At 71.4% G+C, this 18244-nt stretch carries 15 protein-coding genes; 3 read left to right on the forward strand and 12 right to left on the reverse strand.

Annotated elements, in window-relative coordinates; genetic code table 11:
- Nucleotides 1-82 precede the first annotated feature (82 nt).
- The 11 genes from MTQ12_RS03890 to dcd form a co-directional block, all read right to left on the reverse strand.
- Entirely contained in the window at nt 83-766 is a 684-nt protein-coding gene (locus MTQ12_RS03890; RefSeq protein WP_247424141.1) for a hypothetical protein, read from the reverse strand.
- A complete protein-coding gene (locus MTQ12_RS03895; protein WP_247424145.1) occupies nt 766-2409 on the reverse strand; it encodes a HAMP domain-containing sensor histidine kinase in 1644 nt (547 codons plus the stop codon). Before MTQ12_RS03895 ends, MTQ12_RS03890 begins: the two co-directional genes overlap by 1 nt.
- Nucleotides 2406-3158 carry a response regulator transcription factor gene (locus tag MTQ12_RS03900; RefSeq protein ID WP_137318618.1) on the reverse strand — a complete coding sequence of 251 codons (753 nt, stop codon included), beginning with the start codon at nt 3156-3158 and terminating at the stop codon, nt 2406-2408. The genes MTQ12_RS03895 and MTQ12_RS03900 overlap by 4 nt, the downstream gene beginning before the upstream one ends.
- Entirely contained in the window at nt 3155-3547 is a 393-nt protein-coding gene (mnhG, locus tag MTQ12_RS03905) for a monovalent cation/H(+) antiporter subunit G (protein WP_247424147.1), read from the reverse strand. Before mnhG ends, MTQ12_RS03900 begins: the two co-directional genes overlap by 4 nt.
- Entirely contained in the window at nt 3544-4431 is an 888-nt protein-coding gene (locus MTQ12_RS03910) for a monovalent cation/H+ antiporter complex subunit F (RefSeq protein ID WP_247424150.1), read from the reverse strand. Before MTQ12_RS03910 ends, mnhG begins: the two co-directional genes overlap by 4 nt.
- Nucleotides 4428-5048: a Na+/H+ antiporter subunit E gene (locus tag MTQ12_RS03915; protein ID WP_137318616.1), complete on the reverse strand. Its 621-nt coding sequence runs from the start codon at nt 5046-5048 to the stop codon at nt 4428-4430. The genes MTQ12_RS03910 and MTQ12_RS03915 overlap by 4 nt, the downstream gene beginning before the upstream one ends.
- On the reverse strand, nt 5045-6622 hold the full coding sequence (locus MTQ12_RS03920; protein WP_137318615.1) for a Na+/H+ antiporter subunit D: 1578 nt from the start codon (nt 6620-6622) through the stop codon (nt 5045-5047). The genes MTQ12_RS03915 and MTQ12_RS03920 overlap by 4 nt, the downstream gene beginning before the upstream one ends.
- Nucleotides 6622-7296: a Na(+)/H(+) antiporter subunit C gene (locus MTQ12_RS03925; protein WP_137318614.1), complete on the reverse strand. Its 675-nt coding sequence runs from the start codon at nt 7294-7296 to the stop codon at nt 6622-6624. The genes MTQ12_RS03920 and MTQ12_RS03925 overlap by 1 nt, the downstream gene beginning before the upstream one ends.
- Nucleotides 7293-10316, reverse strand: coding sequence for a Na+/H+ antiporter subunit A (locus tag MTQ12_RS03930; protein ID WP_247424153.1), 3024 nt, complete (start codon nt 10314-10316; stop codon nt 7293-7295). The genes MTQ12_RS03925 and MTQ12_RS03930 overlap by 4 nt, the downstream gene beginning before the upstream one ends.
- Before the next feature lie 155 nt (nt 10317-10471).
- Nucleotides 10472-11515, reverse strand: a complete 1044-nt coding sequence (locus tag MTQ12_RS03935; RefSeq protein ID WP_247424155.1) for a hypothetical protein — start codon at nt 11513-11515, stop codon at nt 10472-10474.
- Nucleotides 11515-12096, reverse strand: a complete 582-nt coding sequence (gene dcd / locus MTQ12_RS03940) for a dCTP deaminase (protein ID WP_247424159.1) — start codon at nt 12094-12096, stop codon at nt 11515-11517. The genes MTQ12_RS03935 and dcd overlap by 1 nt, the downstream gene beginning before the upstream one ends.
- Nucleotides 12097-12464: 368 nt before the next feature.
- Between dcd and MTQ12_RS03945 the strand changes: the two genes are divergently transcribed.
- The 3 genes from MTQ12_RS03945 to MTQ12_RS03955 all read left to right on the forward strand — a co-directional run bounded on the left by MTQ12_RS03945 (nt 12465) and on the right by MTQ12_RS03955 (nt 15960).
- Nucleotides 12465-13739, forward strand: a complete 1275-nt coding sequence (locus tag MTQ12_RS03945; protein WP_247424163.1) for an LPXTG cell wall anchor domain-containing protein — start codon at nt 12465-12467, stop codon at nt 13737-13739.
- Nucleotides 13740-13785: 46 nt separating this feature from the next.
- Nucleotides 13786-14841, forward strand: a complete 1056-nt coding sequence (locus MTQ12_RS03950) for an ABC transporter (protein ID WP_247424165.1) — start codon at nt 13786-13788, stop codon at nt 14839-14841.
- Nucleotides 14842-14913: 72 nt separating this feature from the next.
- Entirely contained in the window at nt 14914-15960 is a 1047-nt protein-coding gene (locus tag MTQ12_RS03955; protein ID WP_137318609.1) for a hypothetical protein, read from the forward strand.
- Between the two features lie 139 nt (nt 15961-16099).
- Here MTQ12_RS03955 and MTQ12_RS03960 read toward each other — a convergent pair whose 3' ends face one another.
- On the reverse strand, nt 16100-18103 hold the full coding sequence (locus MTQ12_RS03960) for an NHL domain-containing thioredoxin family protein (protein ID WP_247424168.1): 2004 nt from the start codon (nt 18101-18103) through the stop codon (nt 16100-16102).
- Nucleotides 18104-18244: the final 141 nt, after the last annotated feature.

Here is an 18244-nt window from a genome sequence, read left to right on the forward strand (position 1 = left end):
CCGCCTCCAGGGTGATCGCTCGGCCGACATCATCGATTGCGGAGTGGCCTTCTGCGGCACCGCCGGCTGCGCGGGTGACCGCTCAGCCGGCCCAGTCGGGCATCGGCACGAACCGGCCGTCGACCTCGACGAAGTCCGCCGCCGGCTGCAGCCGGTGCTGGCCCGCGACGTCCTCGGTGGGCGCGGTCGCTGCGTACTTGAGCGTGAACAGGCGACCCTCGGCGGTATAGGCGATGTCGGCACCGTAGAGCATCGTCTGAGAGGTCCCGGCGAAGATCTCCCGCGGAGACATGTCGACCTGGTAGCTCCAGAAGTAGCCGTTGCCGAACTGCCCCTTCCGCTCGGCGATCTTGGTCGTCCCCGCCTCCTGATAGCCGTAGCTGCGAGTCGTCTCGATGTGCTCGGCCGCGGTCTCGCTCAACACCGAATCCGAGCAGTAGATCGAGATCGTCGGGTCGTCGAGCGCGGCGGTGCCCTCGACGAAGGTCACGTAGTCGCCGGCGGAGGAGCCGACGGAGAACCCGTCGGGGACCGCGACCCGCATCGGGACCCCGCACCCCTCGGAGAACGGCACGTCGACGAGCTGGTAGCCGTCGGCAAGAGCCGGTCCGGTCTCCGTGGGCGTCGGGGTGGGGCCGGCGGTCTGTGCCACGCGCACCCCCATCACGCCGCCGCCCTCCTCGGAGGTGCGGACCTGGAAGGCTCCGCAGCCGGCCAGCAGAACGGCCGCGCCGGCGGCGCACAGGGCCTGGATGCGCCGGCGCATCAGTGCCGGGGCTCCGAGCCCGAGGTGGTGTCCCGCGGAGGCTCGTCGCCCTCACCGGAAGGGGCCTGCTGGGCCTGCCGGGACGGAGCCGCACCGCGCTCATGGGCCACCGGGCCGCCCTGCTGAGGCGCGGAGCCGTACTGCTGTGGCGCGGAGCCGTAGTGGTGAGGAGCGGAGCCGTAATGCTGGGGAGCGGGCGCCGGTCGTTCCATGGGAGCCCGGTCCATCGCCCGCTGCTCCGACCCGCCCTGCTGATACGGCTGCGCCGCAGGTGCCTGCTGGTACGGCTGGGCCTGGCCCGGGCCGCCCGGGCCCACCGGCCCCGAGCCGTACTGCTGGGGGCCTGAACCGACGTTCTGAGGTCCCGAGCCGTACTGCTGCGGCACCGAACCGACATTCTGCTGGCCCGGCCCGAGGTCCTGCGGCCCCGGCGCGTGCTGCTGCGGTCCCGACCCCATCGGCTGCGGGGGCGGCGCGGCCGGCCGCGGCGGCTTGAAGTGCTGGTAGGGACCCGAGTCGAACGGCACCTGATCGCCGAAGGTCTCGCCGGTCGCGGAATCGTGGAGCTCGCCGTTGACCCGCTGCAGGCGACGCTTCGAGGTGCGCCTCGGGGTGCCGAGGATGCGTCCGTCGAGCTCGGCCTCGGAGGGCTGACGCGGCGGCAGGAATCCGCCGGCGCCCCCGCCGCGGCTGCTGTCGTTGAACGGTTGCACCGGGGCAGACGCCGCGGCGGCCTGCGCCCCGTCGTCGTGGGGCGCGCCGGGTGCCTGTGCGTCGCCGAGCACCGGGAGCACGAGCCGTACCGAGGTGCCCACGCCCTCCTGGCTGAACAGCTCGACCGATCCGCCGTGCCGGGCGATGATCGAGCGGACGAGCGACAGGCCCATGCCGGAGCCGGCCACGGAGCGCACGCGCTTGCCGCGTGACAGCTCGTCCCACACGGTGTCCTGCTCATCGGACGGGATGCCCTGCCCGGTGTCGGCGACCTCGACGACCACCCAGCGGTGGTTGCGGATGATCTGCTCGTTGGCGCGGAGCTCGACGACGTCGGTGTCCGCGGAGTACTTGATCGCGTTGCCGAGCAGGTTGAGGATCGCCGACAGCAGCAGGTCCTCCTCGCCGGCGACATCGGGCAGCTTCCACGGGGCGCGGGCGACCGTCGCGACGATCATCCGGTCCTCGGCGCCGGGTGCGGTGCGCGCATCCTCGACAGCCTGGTGGATAAGTCGATCCATGTCGACGCGGGTGAACTCGATCGTACGGGACTCGACATCGGCGAGCTTGCGCAGATCGGCGAGCAGGCGCGCGACCCGGCGGGCCGAGGTGTCGATCTGGCGCACGACGGGCGCGATCTCGTCCGGGTTCGGGCTGTCGTCACGGATCATCTCCCGCACCGTCGCCGCGGAGGTGCGCAGCGCGGTGAGCGGGTTCTTGAGCTCGTGGTCGAGGCGGATGAGCATCCGATTGCGGCGGGTGAGTGCGTCCCGCTCCGCCGTCCGCCGGTTCTCCGCCACCAGCCGCGCTTCGCGCCGCTGCAGCCAGCGCCACGCGAGGTAGGCCGCGCCGGCGAGCAGCAGCAGACCGACGAGCAGGAGGACGAGGAAGAGCCAGATCCGGATCTCGAAGACGAGGAAGGTGTTCATCGGCCGCCCAGATCGTTGGCGCCGCGCACCTCGGCGACGAACCGGTAGCCGCGGCCCTGGACGGTCGCGATCCACCGCGGGTTCGCCGCGTCCTCGCCGAGCACGCGTCGCAGCTCGGCGACGCGGGAGTCGACGGCGCGGGTGCCGACGGCATCGTCGAAGCCCCACAGCACCTCGAGCAGGCGGGTGCGCTCGATGAGCTCGTCCTGGTGCACCATGAGGTACTCGAGCAGCGTGAAACCCTTGGGGGTGATGACGAGGTTGCGGTCGTTGATCCATGCGCGGCGGCCCACCCGGTCGAGCTTGAGCCCGAACGTCGAAATCAGCACCGGGGCGTTCGCCAGCGGCGGCCCGTCCTGACGGGTCCGGCGCAGCACCGCGCGGATCCGGGCGATGAGCTCGTGCGGGTCGAAGGGCTTGTTGAGGTAGTCGTCGGCGCCCTCCTCGAGCGCCATCGCCCGCTCCACCGCCTCGCCCACCTGGGTGAGCAGCAGCACCGGGACCCAGTTCTCCTCGCTGCGCAGCGTGCGCAGCACCTCGCGGCCGTCCGCACCGGGCATGAGCACGTCGAGGACGCACACGTCGGGCTGATGGCGGCGGATCTCATCGAGGGCGAGCTTGCCGTCCGGGGCGCTGATCACCCGGAATCCCGAGCGGCTGAGGAAGGGCACCACCGCGCCCAGCACATCGGGCTCGTCGTCGGCGACGAGGACGAGCGGTCGATCGTCCTGGGCGAAAGCTGAGGTCATGTCTGCGAGTCCTTCGGCACTGTGCGGGCGGTGCGCTGTGCGGAATCCCGCGCCTCGGCACGGGCGACGGCGTCCGCCAATTCATCTCGGTACAGCATAGATCGGCGCAGCCGTTTCGTGCGATAGCCCGCGCGGCCCACCATGTGAGTGCCCACCGGGGTGGTCATCATCTGGAAGGTCACGACGAGGAACATCGTGGTGATCGGCCCCCAGTGCGGGATCTGGATCGCGATCGCGAACATCATGAGGATGAGGCCGAGGATCTGCGGCTTCGACGCCGCGTGGAGCCGGCTCATGAGGTCGGGGAAGCGGAGAAGGCCGATCGCCGCAGCGAGCGACAGCGCGGCTCCCGCGCAGATGAAGACCAGGGTGACGATGTCGGCGATCATGACCGCCCCTCCTCCTCGTCGTCGACGAACAGGGGTCCGACGGAGTGCTCGGTGGCGCGGTGCTCAGTGGCGCGGTGCTCGACAGGTGAGTGCTCGTCGGTGGGCGCCACGGCGCGGTCCGCGGCGGGTGCGGCGCTGCTCGGCTCGATGCCGATCTCCGCATCGGCGTTCTTCGCCGCGGAGTCGCGCACCGCCTCCTCGACGAGATCCTCCTCGTCGGGGCCGGCCGCGGGGTGCTCCTGCTCGGACGGCGCCTGCCCCTGCCCGGGCCCTGCGCCCTCGGGCGCGGTTCGCGCCTCGCCCTCCTCGGGCGATCGCTCGCGCTGCTCGGGCAGCGTGCGGATCGGCTCCTCCTCGCCCGTCACCGCCGGGCCGGCGACGTCCCCCGCGGGCCCCGGATGGTGGTCACGGGCGGCTCCGGCGGCCACCATTCCGTCGTCGGGACCGCCGGCCGGCGACGCCGCCCCACCTGCCGAGGTGCTGGCCGCGGTGCGCGCGGCGCGCGGGATCGCGCCGTCCGCGGCCACCTCGTCGTCCGCCTCGTCCATCTCCTCGAACACCGACGACCCGATGACCGGGGCGGAGGTCTCCGAGCGGGACACGTAGCGCGACACGCTCACCGAGCCGAGGAAGCCCAGGCACGACAGCGCGAGCAGCACCGGCAGCAGATCGACGCGACCGGTCACTGCGACGTACCCGCCGAATCCGCACATCAGCGTCGCGAGCAGCACATCCGAGGCCATCATCCGGTCGAGGATCGATGGGCCCCTGATGATCTTGAACACCGCGATGAGCATCGCGACGAAGAAGACGACGCCGATGATCGGTCCGGCGATCCGGAGGATGTCAGGATCGACGATCGGCGTGGACGAGAGCCCGGTCATCGGTCGGCCTCCTTGCCCGCAGGTCGGATCGTGCGCTGTGCGAGGACCGGCTTCCGGCCGTTCTCCACCCGCCACTCGTTGAGCGCGGTGAGGTCGTGGGCGGAGCCGAAGGTCGCGATGAGCAGGTGCTCGATCCGGTAGATCTGCTCGCGCGCCTTCTCGATCGCCTCCTCCGTCGAGCAGTCGAGGACGTGGACGTAGATCACCGAGTGCGGCCGGTCGACCTCGATGCAGATCGAGCCGGGGATGAGCCCGAGCACCACGGAGACCGCGGTGATGAGGAGATCGGAGCGCGTGTGGAGGTCGAGCTCGATGACGCTGCCGGCGCGCACCCCCCGGCGGCGCACGGCCGACCAGCTGACGTGGACGGAGGCGATGATCATCGAGGCGGTGAACCAGAGGATGAACTGGACGGCGTAGAAGGGGTTGAACCGGCCCGAGAGCTCGACCGGCGGCAGGTAGAACCAGCGCGTGACGAGGATCCCGAGCACCAGCCCGGTGACGATGTTGAGTACGGTGAACTGGTCCCACAGCATGATCCACAGCGCGCACAGCACGAGCACGAGCAGGGCCTGCTGGAGGATGGAGCGGCGCGCCTTCGACCGCTTGGTCGTCATGATCCGTCCTCCTCTCCGAGCACCGAGGACACATAGGTCGACGGGCTCCGGAGATTCTCCGCGGCCCGCGCGCTGATGTCCCAGAGATTGCCGGCGAACACCGTGACGAGCACGCTCACCGCGACCATCACCGTGGCCGAGCCGATCATCGTGCGCGGCATCGTCTGCGTGCTGCGCCAGCTGCGGCCGTCGGCGACGGCCTCCTTGCGCTCCTCGAACTCCTCGACGAGCTCCGGGGTGGGCTCCTCGGTGTCGTCCGGGTCCCGCCAGAAGGCGAGGTTCCACGTCTTGCCGATGACGTAGAGCGTGAGCAACGAGGTCAGCGCGCCGGCGCCGATGAGCACGAAGATCAGCCAGTCGCGGGTCTCGAACCCGGCCTGGAACAGCGCGGCCTTGCCGATGAACCCGGAGAACGGTGGGATCCCGGCGAGGTTGAGCGCGGGGATGAAGAACAGCAGGGACAGGCCCGGGGCGAGCACGGCGAGGCCGCCGAGCTTGCGGATCGAGGTGGTGCCGTTGCGCTGCTCGACGAGACCGATGGCGAGGAACAGCGCGGTCTGCACGATGATGTGGTGCACGGTGTAGAAGATCGCCGCGGTCAGACCTTCGACCGTCCCCATCGCCACGCCGAAGATCATGTAGCCGATGTGCGAGATCAGGGTGAAGGACAGGAGTCGCTTGATCTCCGACTGCGCGACGGCGCCGAGGATCCCGACGAGCATGGTGAGCGCGGCGACGACGAGCAGCGGGGTGCGCAGGTTCGATTCGGCGAAGAGCACCGTCTCGGTGCGGATGATCGCGTAGATGCCGACCTTGGTGAGCAGGCCGGCGAACACCGCGGTGACCGGAGCGGGTGCGGTCGGGTAGGAGTCGGGCAGCCAGAACGCGAGTGGGAACACCGCGGCCTTGATCCCGAACGCGATGAGCAGCGTGATGTGAAGGATCATCTGGATGTCGGGCGGCAGCTCGCCGATCCGCACCGACAGCTGCGCGATGTTCACGGTGCCGGTCGCCGCGTAGACGAGCCCGATCCCCATGAGGAAGATCAGCGAGGACACGAGCGAGATGACGATGTAGGTCACCCCGGCGCGGATCCGCTGCGCCGTGGCGCCCAGGGTGAGGAGCACGTACGAGGCGCCGAGCAGCATCTCGAAGCCGACGTAGAGGTTGAACAGATCGCCGGCGATGAAGGCCGCGGCGACACCGGCGCAGAGGATGAGGTACGTCGGGTTGAATACGCTCACCGGCGTCTCGTTCGCGGTGTCGGCCATCTCCTGGCCCACCGCGTAGAGGAGCACGAGCAGGGTGACGATCGCGGACACGACGAGCATGACCGCGCTGAGCCGGTCGACGGCGAGCGCGATACCGAAGGGCAGCTCCCAGCCGCCGACCGCGACCACCTGCGTGCCGCGGGCGTCGACGCCGAACAGGAGCACGAGGTCGATCGCGAGCACGATCGCGAGCGTGATGACGGTGACGGCGGTCTGGCCCCGCCGGCGTCCGGACAGCATGAGGGTGATGCCGGCCCCGATGAGCGGCAGGACCACGGGCAGGGGCACGAGGACGGCGAGCATCAGGTGTCCCTCCCGGTCTGATCGGAGTCGGTGCGGCGGTCGGCGGCGCCCGGTTCGTCCGAGCCGGCCTCGCGGGAGCCGGGTTCACCGGAGTCGGTCCGACGGGAACCGGCCCGCGCCTCGGCCCCGGTGTCGGAGCCGCCCTCGGCCCGCGCCTCGGCCCGGTCCTCCGCCCGGTCCTCCGCCCGGCGCTCGACCGGCGAGCCGTCCTCGTCCAGGTCGAGCGCCCCGGCGATCGGGGTCTGGGCCTCGTCGCCGAACTCGGTGTCGTCGTACTCCCCGCTCGTGCCCGCCTCGTCGCCGGAGCCGCGGCCCTTGGCGAGCGCGATCCGCACGTCCTCGATGTCGTCCTCGAGGTTCTCGTTGCGGACCAGGCGCCAGGAGCGGTAGATCATCGCGAGCAGGAACGCCGACAGCGCGAAGGTGATGACGATCGCGGTGAGCACGAGCGCATGCGGCAGCGGGTCGTTCATCCCGTCGGTGGTGAGGTTCTCCCCGTCGGTGAGAGGCGGCCGCCCCGGAGGGCCGGCGGTGAGGATGATGAGCATGTTCACCGCGTTGCCCATGAGCAGGAAGCCCAGCAGCACACGGGTGAGCGAGCGGTCGAGCATGAGGTAGAGGCCGCAGGCGAACATCACGCCCATGGCGAGCAGCATCACGAAAGAGGTCGTCACAGTCGGCTCCCCCCTGCCGGCCCGTCGACCTCGACGTCGTCCATGCGGCCGAGGATCGCGTGGAGCTCGGTGGTGTCCGGCCCGGCGTGCTCGTCGCGGGAGAGCGATTCCGCCAGGCGCTCCTCGTCCGCCTCCTGGTGGCGGTCGACCCCCGCGCCGAGGCTGCGGAGGATGTCGAGCATGAGGCCGACGACGACGAAGTAGACCCCGATGTCGAAGATCGTCGAGGTGCCGAACGACACGTAGCCGAGCACCGGCAGCTCGGTGCTCCAGTAGGCGGACTCGAAGAATACGCTCCCCCAGAGGAAGCCGCCGAGCGAGGTGCCGGCAGCGAGCGCGAGGCCGAGGCCGAGGAGCAGACCGGCGTCGATCGGGGCCGCCTCCGCGAGCTCGTGGCGGCCGGCGGCCAGGTAGCGGGCGACGAGCGCCATGCCGGCGACGAGGCCGGCGGCGAATCCGCCGCCGGGCAGGTTGTGGCCCGCGAACAGGAGGTAGACGGAGAACACGAGGATGGGGTGGAACAGCAGCCGGACGAGCACCTCGAGGAGGATCGAGCGGTTCTTCGGGGCGAGCGCGCGCCCGGCGAGCAGCCACGCGCTGCGCCGGGTGTCGGTGCTCGGCCCGTCGCCGGCGGTGCGCATCGGGGAGAACAGCTCGTCCTCGACCGGGCGATGCCGCGCGGCGAAGCTGTCCGGCCGGTGGCCCTGGAAGCGCTGCAGGCGGCTCTCCCGCCCGCGCACGAAGATCAGGCTCGCCACGCCGGTGGCGGCCGCGACCACGACGGACAGCTCGCCGAGCGTGTCCCAGGCGCGGATGTCGACGAGTGTGACGTTGACGACGTTCTTGCCGTGGCCGTATTCGTAGGCGAGGAACGGGAACGACTCGGAGATCGGCGCGGCGGTGCGGGCGCCGAATGCGACGAAGACGAGGAGCATCATCATGATCCCGAACACTGCGGCGATGAGGCCGCGCAGCGACGGGGAGAGACGACCCGAGGAGTTGCCGATCCGGGCCGGCAGGCGGCGGAGGACGAGGACGAACACGACGATCGTGATGGTCTCGACGAGCACCTGGGTGAGCGCGAGGTCCGGAGCGCCCTGGAGCGCGAAGAAGGCGACCATCATGTAGCCGGAGATGCCGACGATGACGACCGCCGCGAAGCGCTTCTGCGCACGGGTCGCGGCGAGCGCGGCCATGATGATGGCGGCGGCCACGATGATCTGCAGGGCGTTGTCGGCGAGTGCGATGCCACTGGGCCAGGTGTCGTTGAGGAGCAGGGCGGCGGACATCGAGCCGATGAACACGATGTAGATGACGCCCTGGTAGAAGGGCATCGAGCCGCGCTGGGTGCGAGCGGTGACATAGGCGGCGGACGACTCGAGCCCGCTGATCGAGCGGCGATAGAGCCCGTGGAAGTCGATGCCGTCGGGCATCGCGGCCTGGAACACCGACACCTGCCGGGCGAACCAGAACATCGCCAGGCCGAGCGCCAGGTTCCCCGCCGACAGGAGCAGAGCGGGCTCGAGCCCGTGCCACAGCGCGAGGTAGTAGGGCTTCTCCGCGCCGCCGGCCAGGCGCGAGGACCACGAGGCGATGATCGGGTCGAGCCAGGAGGAGGCGAGGCCGGCGAGCACGGTGAGCACGGCGAGGAGATAGGGCACCGACTTGAACAGCGGGCTCTCGCGCGCCGGTTCGATCGCCTCCACCCCCGGCTTCGTGGCGAAGGCGCCCCACACGAAACGCGCGGAGTAGGCCACCGTGAGGACAGAACCGAGGAAGACGCCGATGACGGCGATCACCCCGGCCTTCGTACCGTCCTCGAGCAGCGTGGTGTAGACCGCCTCCTTGGCGACGAACCCGAACAGCGGTGGGACGCCGGCCATCGATGCGGCGGCGACGAGGGCGGCGATGAACAGCCCCTTCGAGCGCGCGCCGTAGCCGCTGAGCTTGCGCAGATCACGCGTGCCGGCCCGGTGGTCGATGATCCCGACGATGAGGAACAGCGCGGATTTGAACAGGCCGTGGGCGAGCAGGAGCGTCGTCGCGGCCAGGGTGATGTCGCGCGTCCCGAACGAGCTGACGATGATGAGGAAGCCGAGCTGGGACACGGTGCCGAAGGCGAGGACGAGCTTGAGGTCGAACTGCCGCAGCGCCTGCCAGCCGCCCATGAGCATCGTCGTGATCCCGAGCGCGAGGAGCACGGCGGTCCAGCCGGGCATGCCGTGGAACCCGGGCGCGAGGCGCAGGACGAGGTAGATCCCGGCCTTGACCATCGCCGCGGCGTGCAGGTAGGCGCTCACCGGGGTGGGGGCGGCCATCGCGCCGGGCAGCCAGAAGTGGAACGGGATGAGGGCGGACTTCGACACCGCGCCGACGAGGATGAGCATCACCGCGGTGATGACGAGGCCGCCGTTGATCCCCACGGTGTAGCCGATGTCGACGATCATCGAGATCCGGCCGGTGCCCATGACCACGGTGAGGAGGATGACGCCGACGAGCATCGCGAGCCCGCCGGCGGTGGTGACGACGAGAGCCTGGAGCGCGGCACGGCGGGACTGCTGACGGCTGTTGTACTGCCCGATCAGGAGGTAGGAGAACACCGTGGTGCCCTCCCAGAAGATGAAGAGGAGAAGCATCTCGTCGGCGAGGATGAGGCCGTACATCATGCCGGCGAACGCCATGAGGACGCCGGCGAAGCGGGCGAGCCGGGGCTCGTCGGCGGCGAAGTAGCGCGCACAGTAGACGAAGACGAGGGCACCGATCCCGGTGACGAGCAGGCTGAGCAGCCAGGCCAGGGGGTCCATGAGGAAGACGACCTGGAGGTTGAGCGCCGGGAGCCAGTTGAAGCGCTCCATCCAGTCGTCGCCGCCGGACAGGATCCGGGGCAGCTGGGCGAGGGAGACGACGAAGCCGGCACCCGGGACGAGCGCGAGGACGAGGAAGGCGGCGCGTCCGCACAGGCGGAACAGCGGTGCGGCGAGGAGCGCGGCCACGAAGAACGCCCCCACCAGCACGGTCATGCTCAGGCCCCCTCCGAGTTTCGACGTACGTCTGCACATTTTTTCACAGATCGCCCGCGTTGACGAAGTCGATCCGGCCGGTGACGTGTGATACTACGCAGCCGGATCCGGAGGCGGTGCGGAGCAGTGGAGCGCGGTGCCGTGCGGGGCAGGGCTCAGCCGAGCTGGTGCTCGCTGAGCAGGAAGCCGTCCTGGTCGACGCCGACCCCGGCGGTGAGCCGCAGCACCTCCGCGGCGAGCCGGTCGAGGCGCAGCGCGGCCGCGGTGCGGATCCGCCGCAGCTCCGCGTCCATCTCCGGCAGGTAGCGCCGCTGCTCGGTGTCGACCCAGCGCAGGTGGTACATCACCTGCGGCGATTCGAGGTGGACGGCGACGGCGCGCGGCAGCGCCTCCTCGACGAGGACGCCGATCTCGAGCAGCCCGGCGCGCGGGCCGAGCGAGTCGAGGGGCACCTCGATGGCGTAGCCGTCGCGCACCTCGACGTCGTCCGCGGAGATCAGGTGCGCGACCTTCTCGAGCGCCTCCGGCGGCACCGGGGCCGGTTCCCGCACCCCGGCGTCGACCTCGGTGAGGCGGGCGAGGAGCATGTCCGGGGCGAGCCAGTACGGCGAGTAGACGAAGACGTCGACGTGCGCCTCCGGATCGGGCACGAGGATCCGGGCGGGCGCCTCGGCCGCGGCGGCGAGTGCGGCGCGGGAGGCCGACGGCGCCTCGAGCGCGAACGGGTCGACCGGCTCGTCGGCGAGCCGGAGCGCGAGGTGGAGGCGGCGGGCGAGCGCGATGAGGAGATCGAGCGAGCGCCCCTCCTCCCGATTGGGGAGCCCGGCGGGGAAGAACAGGTGGAGCCCGTCGGAGTCGGTGAGCCACGACGGCGGCGGGGCGGGCTCGCGGTCGCGCGGGCACACGAGGGCGAACACCCGGGTGGCCCAGTCGGGCAGCCCGAGCTCGGCGCGGAGGGCGGCGGGCACGAACATCGGGCCGTGCAGGCGGGAGTGCCGGGTGAGGCGCCATTCGAGCACCTCGTGGCCCCACCGCGGGTCCGCGCCGGCGACGACGACGGGCTCGGCGAGCGACGGGAAGTGGTTCGTCACGAGCGCGATGACGTCGCTCGGCTCGATCTCCTCGTCGAGCAGCAGCAGGTGGCGGGCGGCGAGCGCCTCGGGCGAGCGCGGATCGCGGGCGTCGTGGGCGCCGGCCATCAGGGCATGCCCCGGCGGAAGCCCACGTGGGCGCGCGACGCGGTGGGGCCGCGCTGGCCCTGGTAGCGGTTGCCGGTGGCGGGGTCGGAGCCGTAGGGGCTCTCCGCCGGGGAGCTCAGCGCGAAGAAGCACATCTGGCCGATCTTCATCCCCGGCCACAGGGTGATCGGCAGGGTGGCGACGTTCGACAGCTCGAGCGTGACGTGGCCGGTGAACCCGGGGTCGATGAAGCCGGCGGTCGAGTGGGTGAGGAGGCCGAGGCGGCCGAGCGAGGACTTGCCCTCGAGCCGGGCCGCGATGTCGTCGGGCAGGGTGACGAGCTCGAGCGTCGAGCCGAGCACGAACTCACCGGGGTGGAGGACGAAAGGCTCGTCGGGGTCGACCTCGACGAGGCGGGTCAGGCCCGGCTGCTCCTGCGCGGGGTCGATGACCGTGTACTTGTGGTTGTCGAACAGCCGGAAGAACCGGTCGAGGCGCACGTCGACGCTCGAGGGCTGCACGAGGGTGGGGTCATAGGGGTCGAGACCCACGCGCCCGGAGTCGAGCTGGGCACGGATATCGCGATCGGAAAGCAAACTCACACCGCCAATCTACCGTCGATCAGGCAACGATTCGATCACTATTGGGCAACGAGAATGGAGAACTCCCGCGCATTACCTTGGAGAATGCTCTACAGTGGGTGCTGTTATACGCCCGCGCCGATGGTGCCTTCCCCCTTAACCGAAGGGCCGGGAGTAACACTGTCGCCTTTGCGTGGTCGAATACGCCACGACCGAAAGGCCATACTGTGAAGACCTCTGCGAAGAGTCTTGTGCTTGCCCCCGCAGTAGCCGCCGCGGTTTCCGGTTTGATCGCCGTTCCCGCTGTTGCATCCACCACTGCACCCCCGGCCCCTGCGCCGGCCGAATGCCTGCCCTCCGAGGGCGCATCGCCATCGACTCCTGCCGCCGTGCCGGCGCTCGCCGACGCCCCCGAGGCGACCGTCGCGGTCCCCGAGGTGTCGCAGGCCGACATCGCGAACACCGAGAAGGGCATCAGCTTCTCGGGCACCGGCTTCACCCCTGAATCCAGTGCCACCGTCACCGTGATCGGCACCGAGGGCACGGAGTACGCGGTGGAGGATCCGCTGACCGTGACGCCCGAGGGCGAGGTCAACGGCGTCTTCTTCTTCGAGACCACGGATGCCGCGAAGGTGCCCACCGGCACGTACACCCTCTTCCTCACCGACACGGAGACGAAGGAGGACTCCTCGAAGGTGACCTTCGACGTCGTCGAGAAGGTCGCGGAGACCCCGGCGCCGGCCCCGTCGCCCACCGAGTGCGCGACCCCGAGCACCACCCCGACCCCGTCGGAGACTCCGTCGGAGGCCGCACCGCCCGAGACCGCGGACCCCTCGGAGTCCGCGACGCCGAGCGCGACCCCGTCGGCGACCCCGAGCGCCACGCCCTCGGAGAGCGCGTCACCCACCCCGAGCGCGACGCCGTCCGAGACCGCGACCCCGAGCGCCACCCCGTCGGAGACCGCGACGCCGACCCCGAGCGAGACCGGGACCGCATCCCCGACCCCGACGGAGACCGGCGACAACGAGAAGCGTCGTGAGGCTCCGGCCCCGACGCCGACCGCCACCCCGAGCGCGCCGGAGTCGCAGATCCCGACCCCGTCCACCTCCTCGCTGCCCGCGGGCGACGACGCGGTCGAGGCCGCGGCGTTCAGCATCGCGATCGATCCGACCGAGATCTCGTCGTCGGACTTCGCGGATGCGGACAAGGGCGTGACGATCACCGTCACCGGCGCCCAGCCCGGCGAGCAGATCACCGTCCAGGTCGAGCACGCGCAGGGCCAGGTCGAGCGCTTCCAGATCGACAAGGTCGCGAACGAGCAGGGCAATGCCGTCGTCGGCGTGCACGCCGCGGGCGATCCCGTGCTCGGCGAGTACCGGGTCACCGCGTTCGGCCCCGAGTCCGAGGCGCAGGCCGGGTCCTTCACCGTCGTCACCAACAGCACCTCGGTGGGCGACGAGGCCGGCAACCGTGCCGGCGGCGAGGGCAATGGATCCGGCGGAGGCAGCGGATCCGGCGGCTCGTCCGACTCCGGCACCGCGCTGCCGCGCACCGGTTCCGAGATGACCGGACTGGCGCTCGGTGCCGGCCTGCTCGTCGTCGGTGCCGCCGCGGTCGTCGTCACCCGTCGCCGCACCCGTTCGACCGATCCGGCCGACGTCTGAGCCGCACGGCTCCAGGCACCGCACCCGGCCGCACCGCACTCCGCCCATGGACTCCGCCCCGACACTCGATCTCTCCGGGATCCGGGTCACGGGCGAGGCGGTGTCGGCTGAGCCGCTGAACGCCCTCGACAGGCTGACCCTCCTCGGGCAGCCGTCCGACGTCGGGGGCGTTCTGCGCGCCATCGGACGCCTGCCCGGCGCCGCCCGCGTCGCCTGGCCGGACGAAGCCGGGCGGCTCACCGTCGGCCGGTTCGCGGCCCCCCACGGCACGCCATCGGCACTCGCCGACGCCTGCGCGCACTTCGGCTTTCCGTTCGACCGCAGCCGGCGCACCCGGCTGCGCGACCTCGACGCGGAGTCCCGGGCGCGCCTGATCTGCGCGCTCACACTCGCCACCGGCGGGCAGTGGCTGGTGCTCGAGGATCCGCTCCACGGTCTCGGCGGGCAGGCGCGCGCGGGCCTGCGGGGCCGGCTGCTCGATGCCTGCACCCGGTTCGAGCGCGGGCTCGTGGTCTCCGGCTCCTCGGTGATGGACGCCGCCGTGCTCGGCGGGCGGACGGTGACGATCGAGAAGGAGCAGATCGCCGACTCCGCCCCGCTCGCGGTGCAGCTGCGCGAACCGCGGAGCAATCTCGCCGCTGCGGCGACGGGCGTCTCCGTCTTCTCCGGCCTCGCCCGGCGCGGCTGGCTGTCGATCGGGCACTCGCAGGTGCGGGCGCGGACCGAGCTCGACGGCAAGGTCTACGTCACCATCCCGACCTCCGCCGCGCGCCTGTCGTTCGACGAGTTCGATCCCGCCTTCACCTCCAATTCCGTGTTCGAAGCGCTCATCGTCGCCGTCCGCGACTCCGGACCGATCCTCCAGGTGGTCCTGTCCCCGGCCGACACCGAGGTCGGACTCGCGATGACCGTCGACCTCCTCGACTTCTCCGCCGCCGGGGACACCGGCGGCTCCGGGTTCGGTGTCATCCACCCGGGCCTGGCGAGCACCGTGGCGGACACCGTGGCGCGGGTCCGCACCGGCACGCGCCTGTTCGTCGACGTCGACACCTCCCGCATGCGGGCCTATCCGGCCGAGGCACCGGCCGGGCGTCTAGACTGAGCCGAGAGCCTCCGCGACCGGCCCCGGTCGGTGCTGGGGCGGTCGGCAGGCGCGCGGGGGAGGAAGGGGGCCATGACCACGACACCTCCGCCCCAGGGGACGCGGAAGCAGCCGCGCCGCCCACGCCTCGTCCTCGACCCGCGTGCCTTCCGCCTCCTCCTCGCGGCGATCGTCGCGGTTCTCCTCACCGTCGCCTCCGTGCCGGTCCTCAACCTCACCGCCCACGCCCCGCAGCGCGCGGTCGTGGCGTATCTGTCCGCGCTCGAGGACGGCGACGCCTCCCGAGCCCTCGGCCTGCTCGCCGCCCCGTCGACCCGGAACACCGCCGCACTCGACGATGCGGTGCTCGCCAACGCCTGGTCGCTGCCGAGCGACCCGCGGGTCGTCGACTCCCGGGTCGAGGGCGACCGGGCCACGGTCACCGTCGGCTTCACGCTCGGCGACTCCTCCCACGAGGAGACGTACTCGCTGGTGAGAGCGGCCCCGCAGTGGGGCCTGTTCGACCGGTGGCTCATCGAGGTCGAGAAGTGGCCGCGCCTGGGCCTCGACGTCACCGGCTCCTCGGTCGTCGAGATCAACGGGGTCGCCGCCCCGGCGGACCGCGGCGGCGTGCCGCTGCTCTTCCCGGCGGGCTACACCGTGGGCTTCAACGCCGAGTACCTGCACGCCGATCCGGTGCGCGTCGATGTGCTCCGGCCCGGTGAGATCGCCCCGGTGACGCTCGATCCGGAGCCCACGGAAGCGCTCGCGAGCGAGGTCGCCGCCGAGGCGGTCGCGCAGCTCGATGCCTGTGCGGAGCAGACGACGCTCATGCCGTCCGGGTGTCCGTTCGGGTTCGAGACCGACCACGAGATCCTCGGCGACGAGGTCGCGTGGTCGATCGTCGAACACCCCTCGATCACCCTCACGGCCGACGGCACGCAGCTCACCGTCGCCCCGGCCGAGGCCGTGGTCGAGGTGTCCGGCCGCTCACGCGACATCGTCACGGCCTACGAGTCCGACTTCACCGAACGGATCATCGTCCGGATCACCGGCCTCGTCACCGTGGCCGACGGCGAGGTGTCCGTCACCCTCGTCAACGAGGGGCAGTCGCTCGGCCAGTCGCCCCCGGCGAGCTGAGCCGCTCCACCCGGGGCACCCCCCAGCGGGCGGGCCCGCGAGCCGGACGGAGAGCTCCGGAACGAGCCGGACGGGGACCTCCGGTGCGAGCCGGATCGCACGCGAACGCGCGGACGCGGCGCGGCTCGGATCCCGCCGGTCAGGTCCCGCGCAGATCGAGGTGGAGCGTGTTCTCAGCGCCGTCGGCGATCGTCACCGGGATGCCCCAGTCCTGCTGGTAGAGGTGGCAGGCGGCGTGGAGGGGGATCTCTCCCCCGGGCTCGCCGTCGCAGGCCGCGGCCCGCACGGTGACGTGGAGGACCCCGGAGTCGATCCCCGGGTCGAGGGTCACCGTGCGCTCCATCCCCTCCGCACCGCCGGCGCCGTCGGTGATGAGCTCCGGCGGGGTCGACGACACCTGGAGGTAGGTCGGATCGCCCCAGCGGTCGTCGAGCTTCTGGCCCGCGGGGACCGTGAAGCCGATGCTGATCTCCAGCGGTCCGCGACCGATCTCGGTGGCCGGACGGGTAGTGCTCTTCGCACCCTCGTCGACCTGCTGCGCCTCGGCGGGGATGCTCACCCGGGTGAGCCGGTGGGCCGCGGACTCCGCGACGAGCAGGGCCGGCGGGGCGCCGTCCTCACCCGGGAGCACGAGGATGTCGGAGGGCTCGGCGAGACCCCGCGCCAGGGTGGTCATTACGCCGGAGGCGGGATCGAAGCGGCGGATCGCCCCGTTGTAGGTGTCGGCGACCGCGACGGATCCGTCGGGCAGCGCGGCGACGCCGAGCGGGTGCTGGAGGCGGGCCTCGTCCGCCGGGCCGTCGCGGAACCCGAAGTCGAACAGGCCGGTGCCCACGAGGGATTCGACGGCACCGGTCCGCGGGTCGAGCCGACGCACCGCCGAGGTCTCCGAGTCCGCGACCCAGATCTCCCCGGAGGCCGCGGCGTCGAGGCCCGAGGTCTGGGCGAACCAGGCGTCTTCCGCCGCACCGTCGAGCAGGCCCTCGTTCATCGTGCCGGACAGCAGGCGGATGGTGCCCGCGTCCGGGTCGAAGGACCAGATGGTGTGGTTGCCGGCCATCGCCACGACGACTTCGCCGGTGGCCGTCGAGTACTCGACGTCCCATGGGCTCGAGAGCTTGATGCGGTCCGCCCGACCGTCGTAACGGCCGGTCTGCCGGTGCTCGCCGGTGATGTTGTCGATCGCACCGACCATGTACTGCTCGCCGGTGCCGGCGATCGTCGTCACCGTGCCCGCCTCGAGGTCGACCCCGCGCAGCACGTGGTTGACGGTGTCGGCGACGACCACGCGGTAGCCGAGCCGCGCGGCGAGCTCCTCCGGCAGCTCAGTCATGCCGCCGGGCTCGGAGAAGCGGGCCTCGGTGAAGCTGCCGTCGGTGTGCCCCCGCTCCCCCGTGCCGATCCGCCGCAGCACCTCGGTGCCCGTGGGATCGTACTCGACGAGCGAATGGTGCCCGGAGTCGGCGACGAGGAGGTTCCCGTTCGCCAGGCGCAGCAGCTTGCCGGGGTAGAACAGCTCGGTCTCCACCGGCTCCGGGGGGACGTAAGGCCCGGTGCCGCGGTGGAGGGTGCCCTTCTCCGAGTGCTCGGCGATGAGCTCCTCGATGAGCCCGGCGAGCCCGGCGGAGTGGCCCTCGCCGGACATCGAGGCGACGAGGTAGCCCTCCGGGTCGATGACGGCGAGGGTCGGCCAGGCGCGGGCGGTGTAGGCCTGCCAGGTCGCGAGGTCCGGGTCGTCGAGGACGATGTGCTCGACCTGGTAGCGCTCGACGGCCTGGTCGACGGCCTCGACGGTGCGCTCGAACTCGAACTTGGGCGAGTGGACGCCGATGATGACGAGCTCGTCGGCGTACTTCTGCTCGATCGGGCGGAGCTCGTCGAGGACGTGGAGGCAGTTGATGCAGCAGAACGTCCAGAAGTCGAGCAGCACGACCTTACCGCGCAGGTCCGCCAGCGTCAGGTCCGTGCCACCGGTGTTGATCCAGCGCCGCCCGGTGAGTTCCGGGGCGCGCAGCCGCACGCCGCGGGACGCGGTGGCCGGGGTCCCCGTGGTCGGGGCCTCAGTGGTCGGGGCCTGACCCTTCTCCGTGGTGGTCGGGGTCGACCCGTTCGAGGTGTTCGCAGACGTCGTGTCGGGGCTCATGGCTCCATCATGGCACGCGGCACGGACACCCGCGGCGGACCGCGTCATCGCCCGTCATCGGCCGCCTCGGGCCCCGCCCCGGCGCAGCGCTGCGCCCGAGCTCCGAACTGCGCGGTATCCGGAACGCACCGCGCAATTGCG

Source organism: Brevibacterium sp. R8603A2 (assembly GCF_023072605.1).
Lineage (GTDB): Bacteria > Actinomycetota > Actinomycetes > Actinomycetales > Brevibacteriaceae > Brevibacterium > Brevibacterium pityocampae.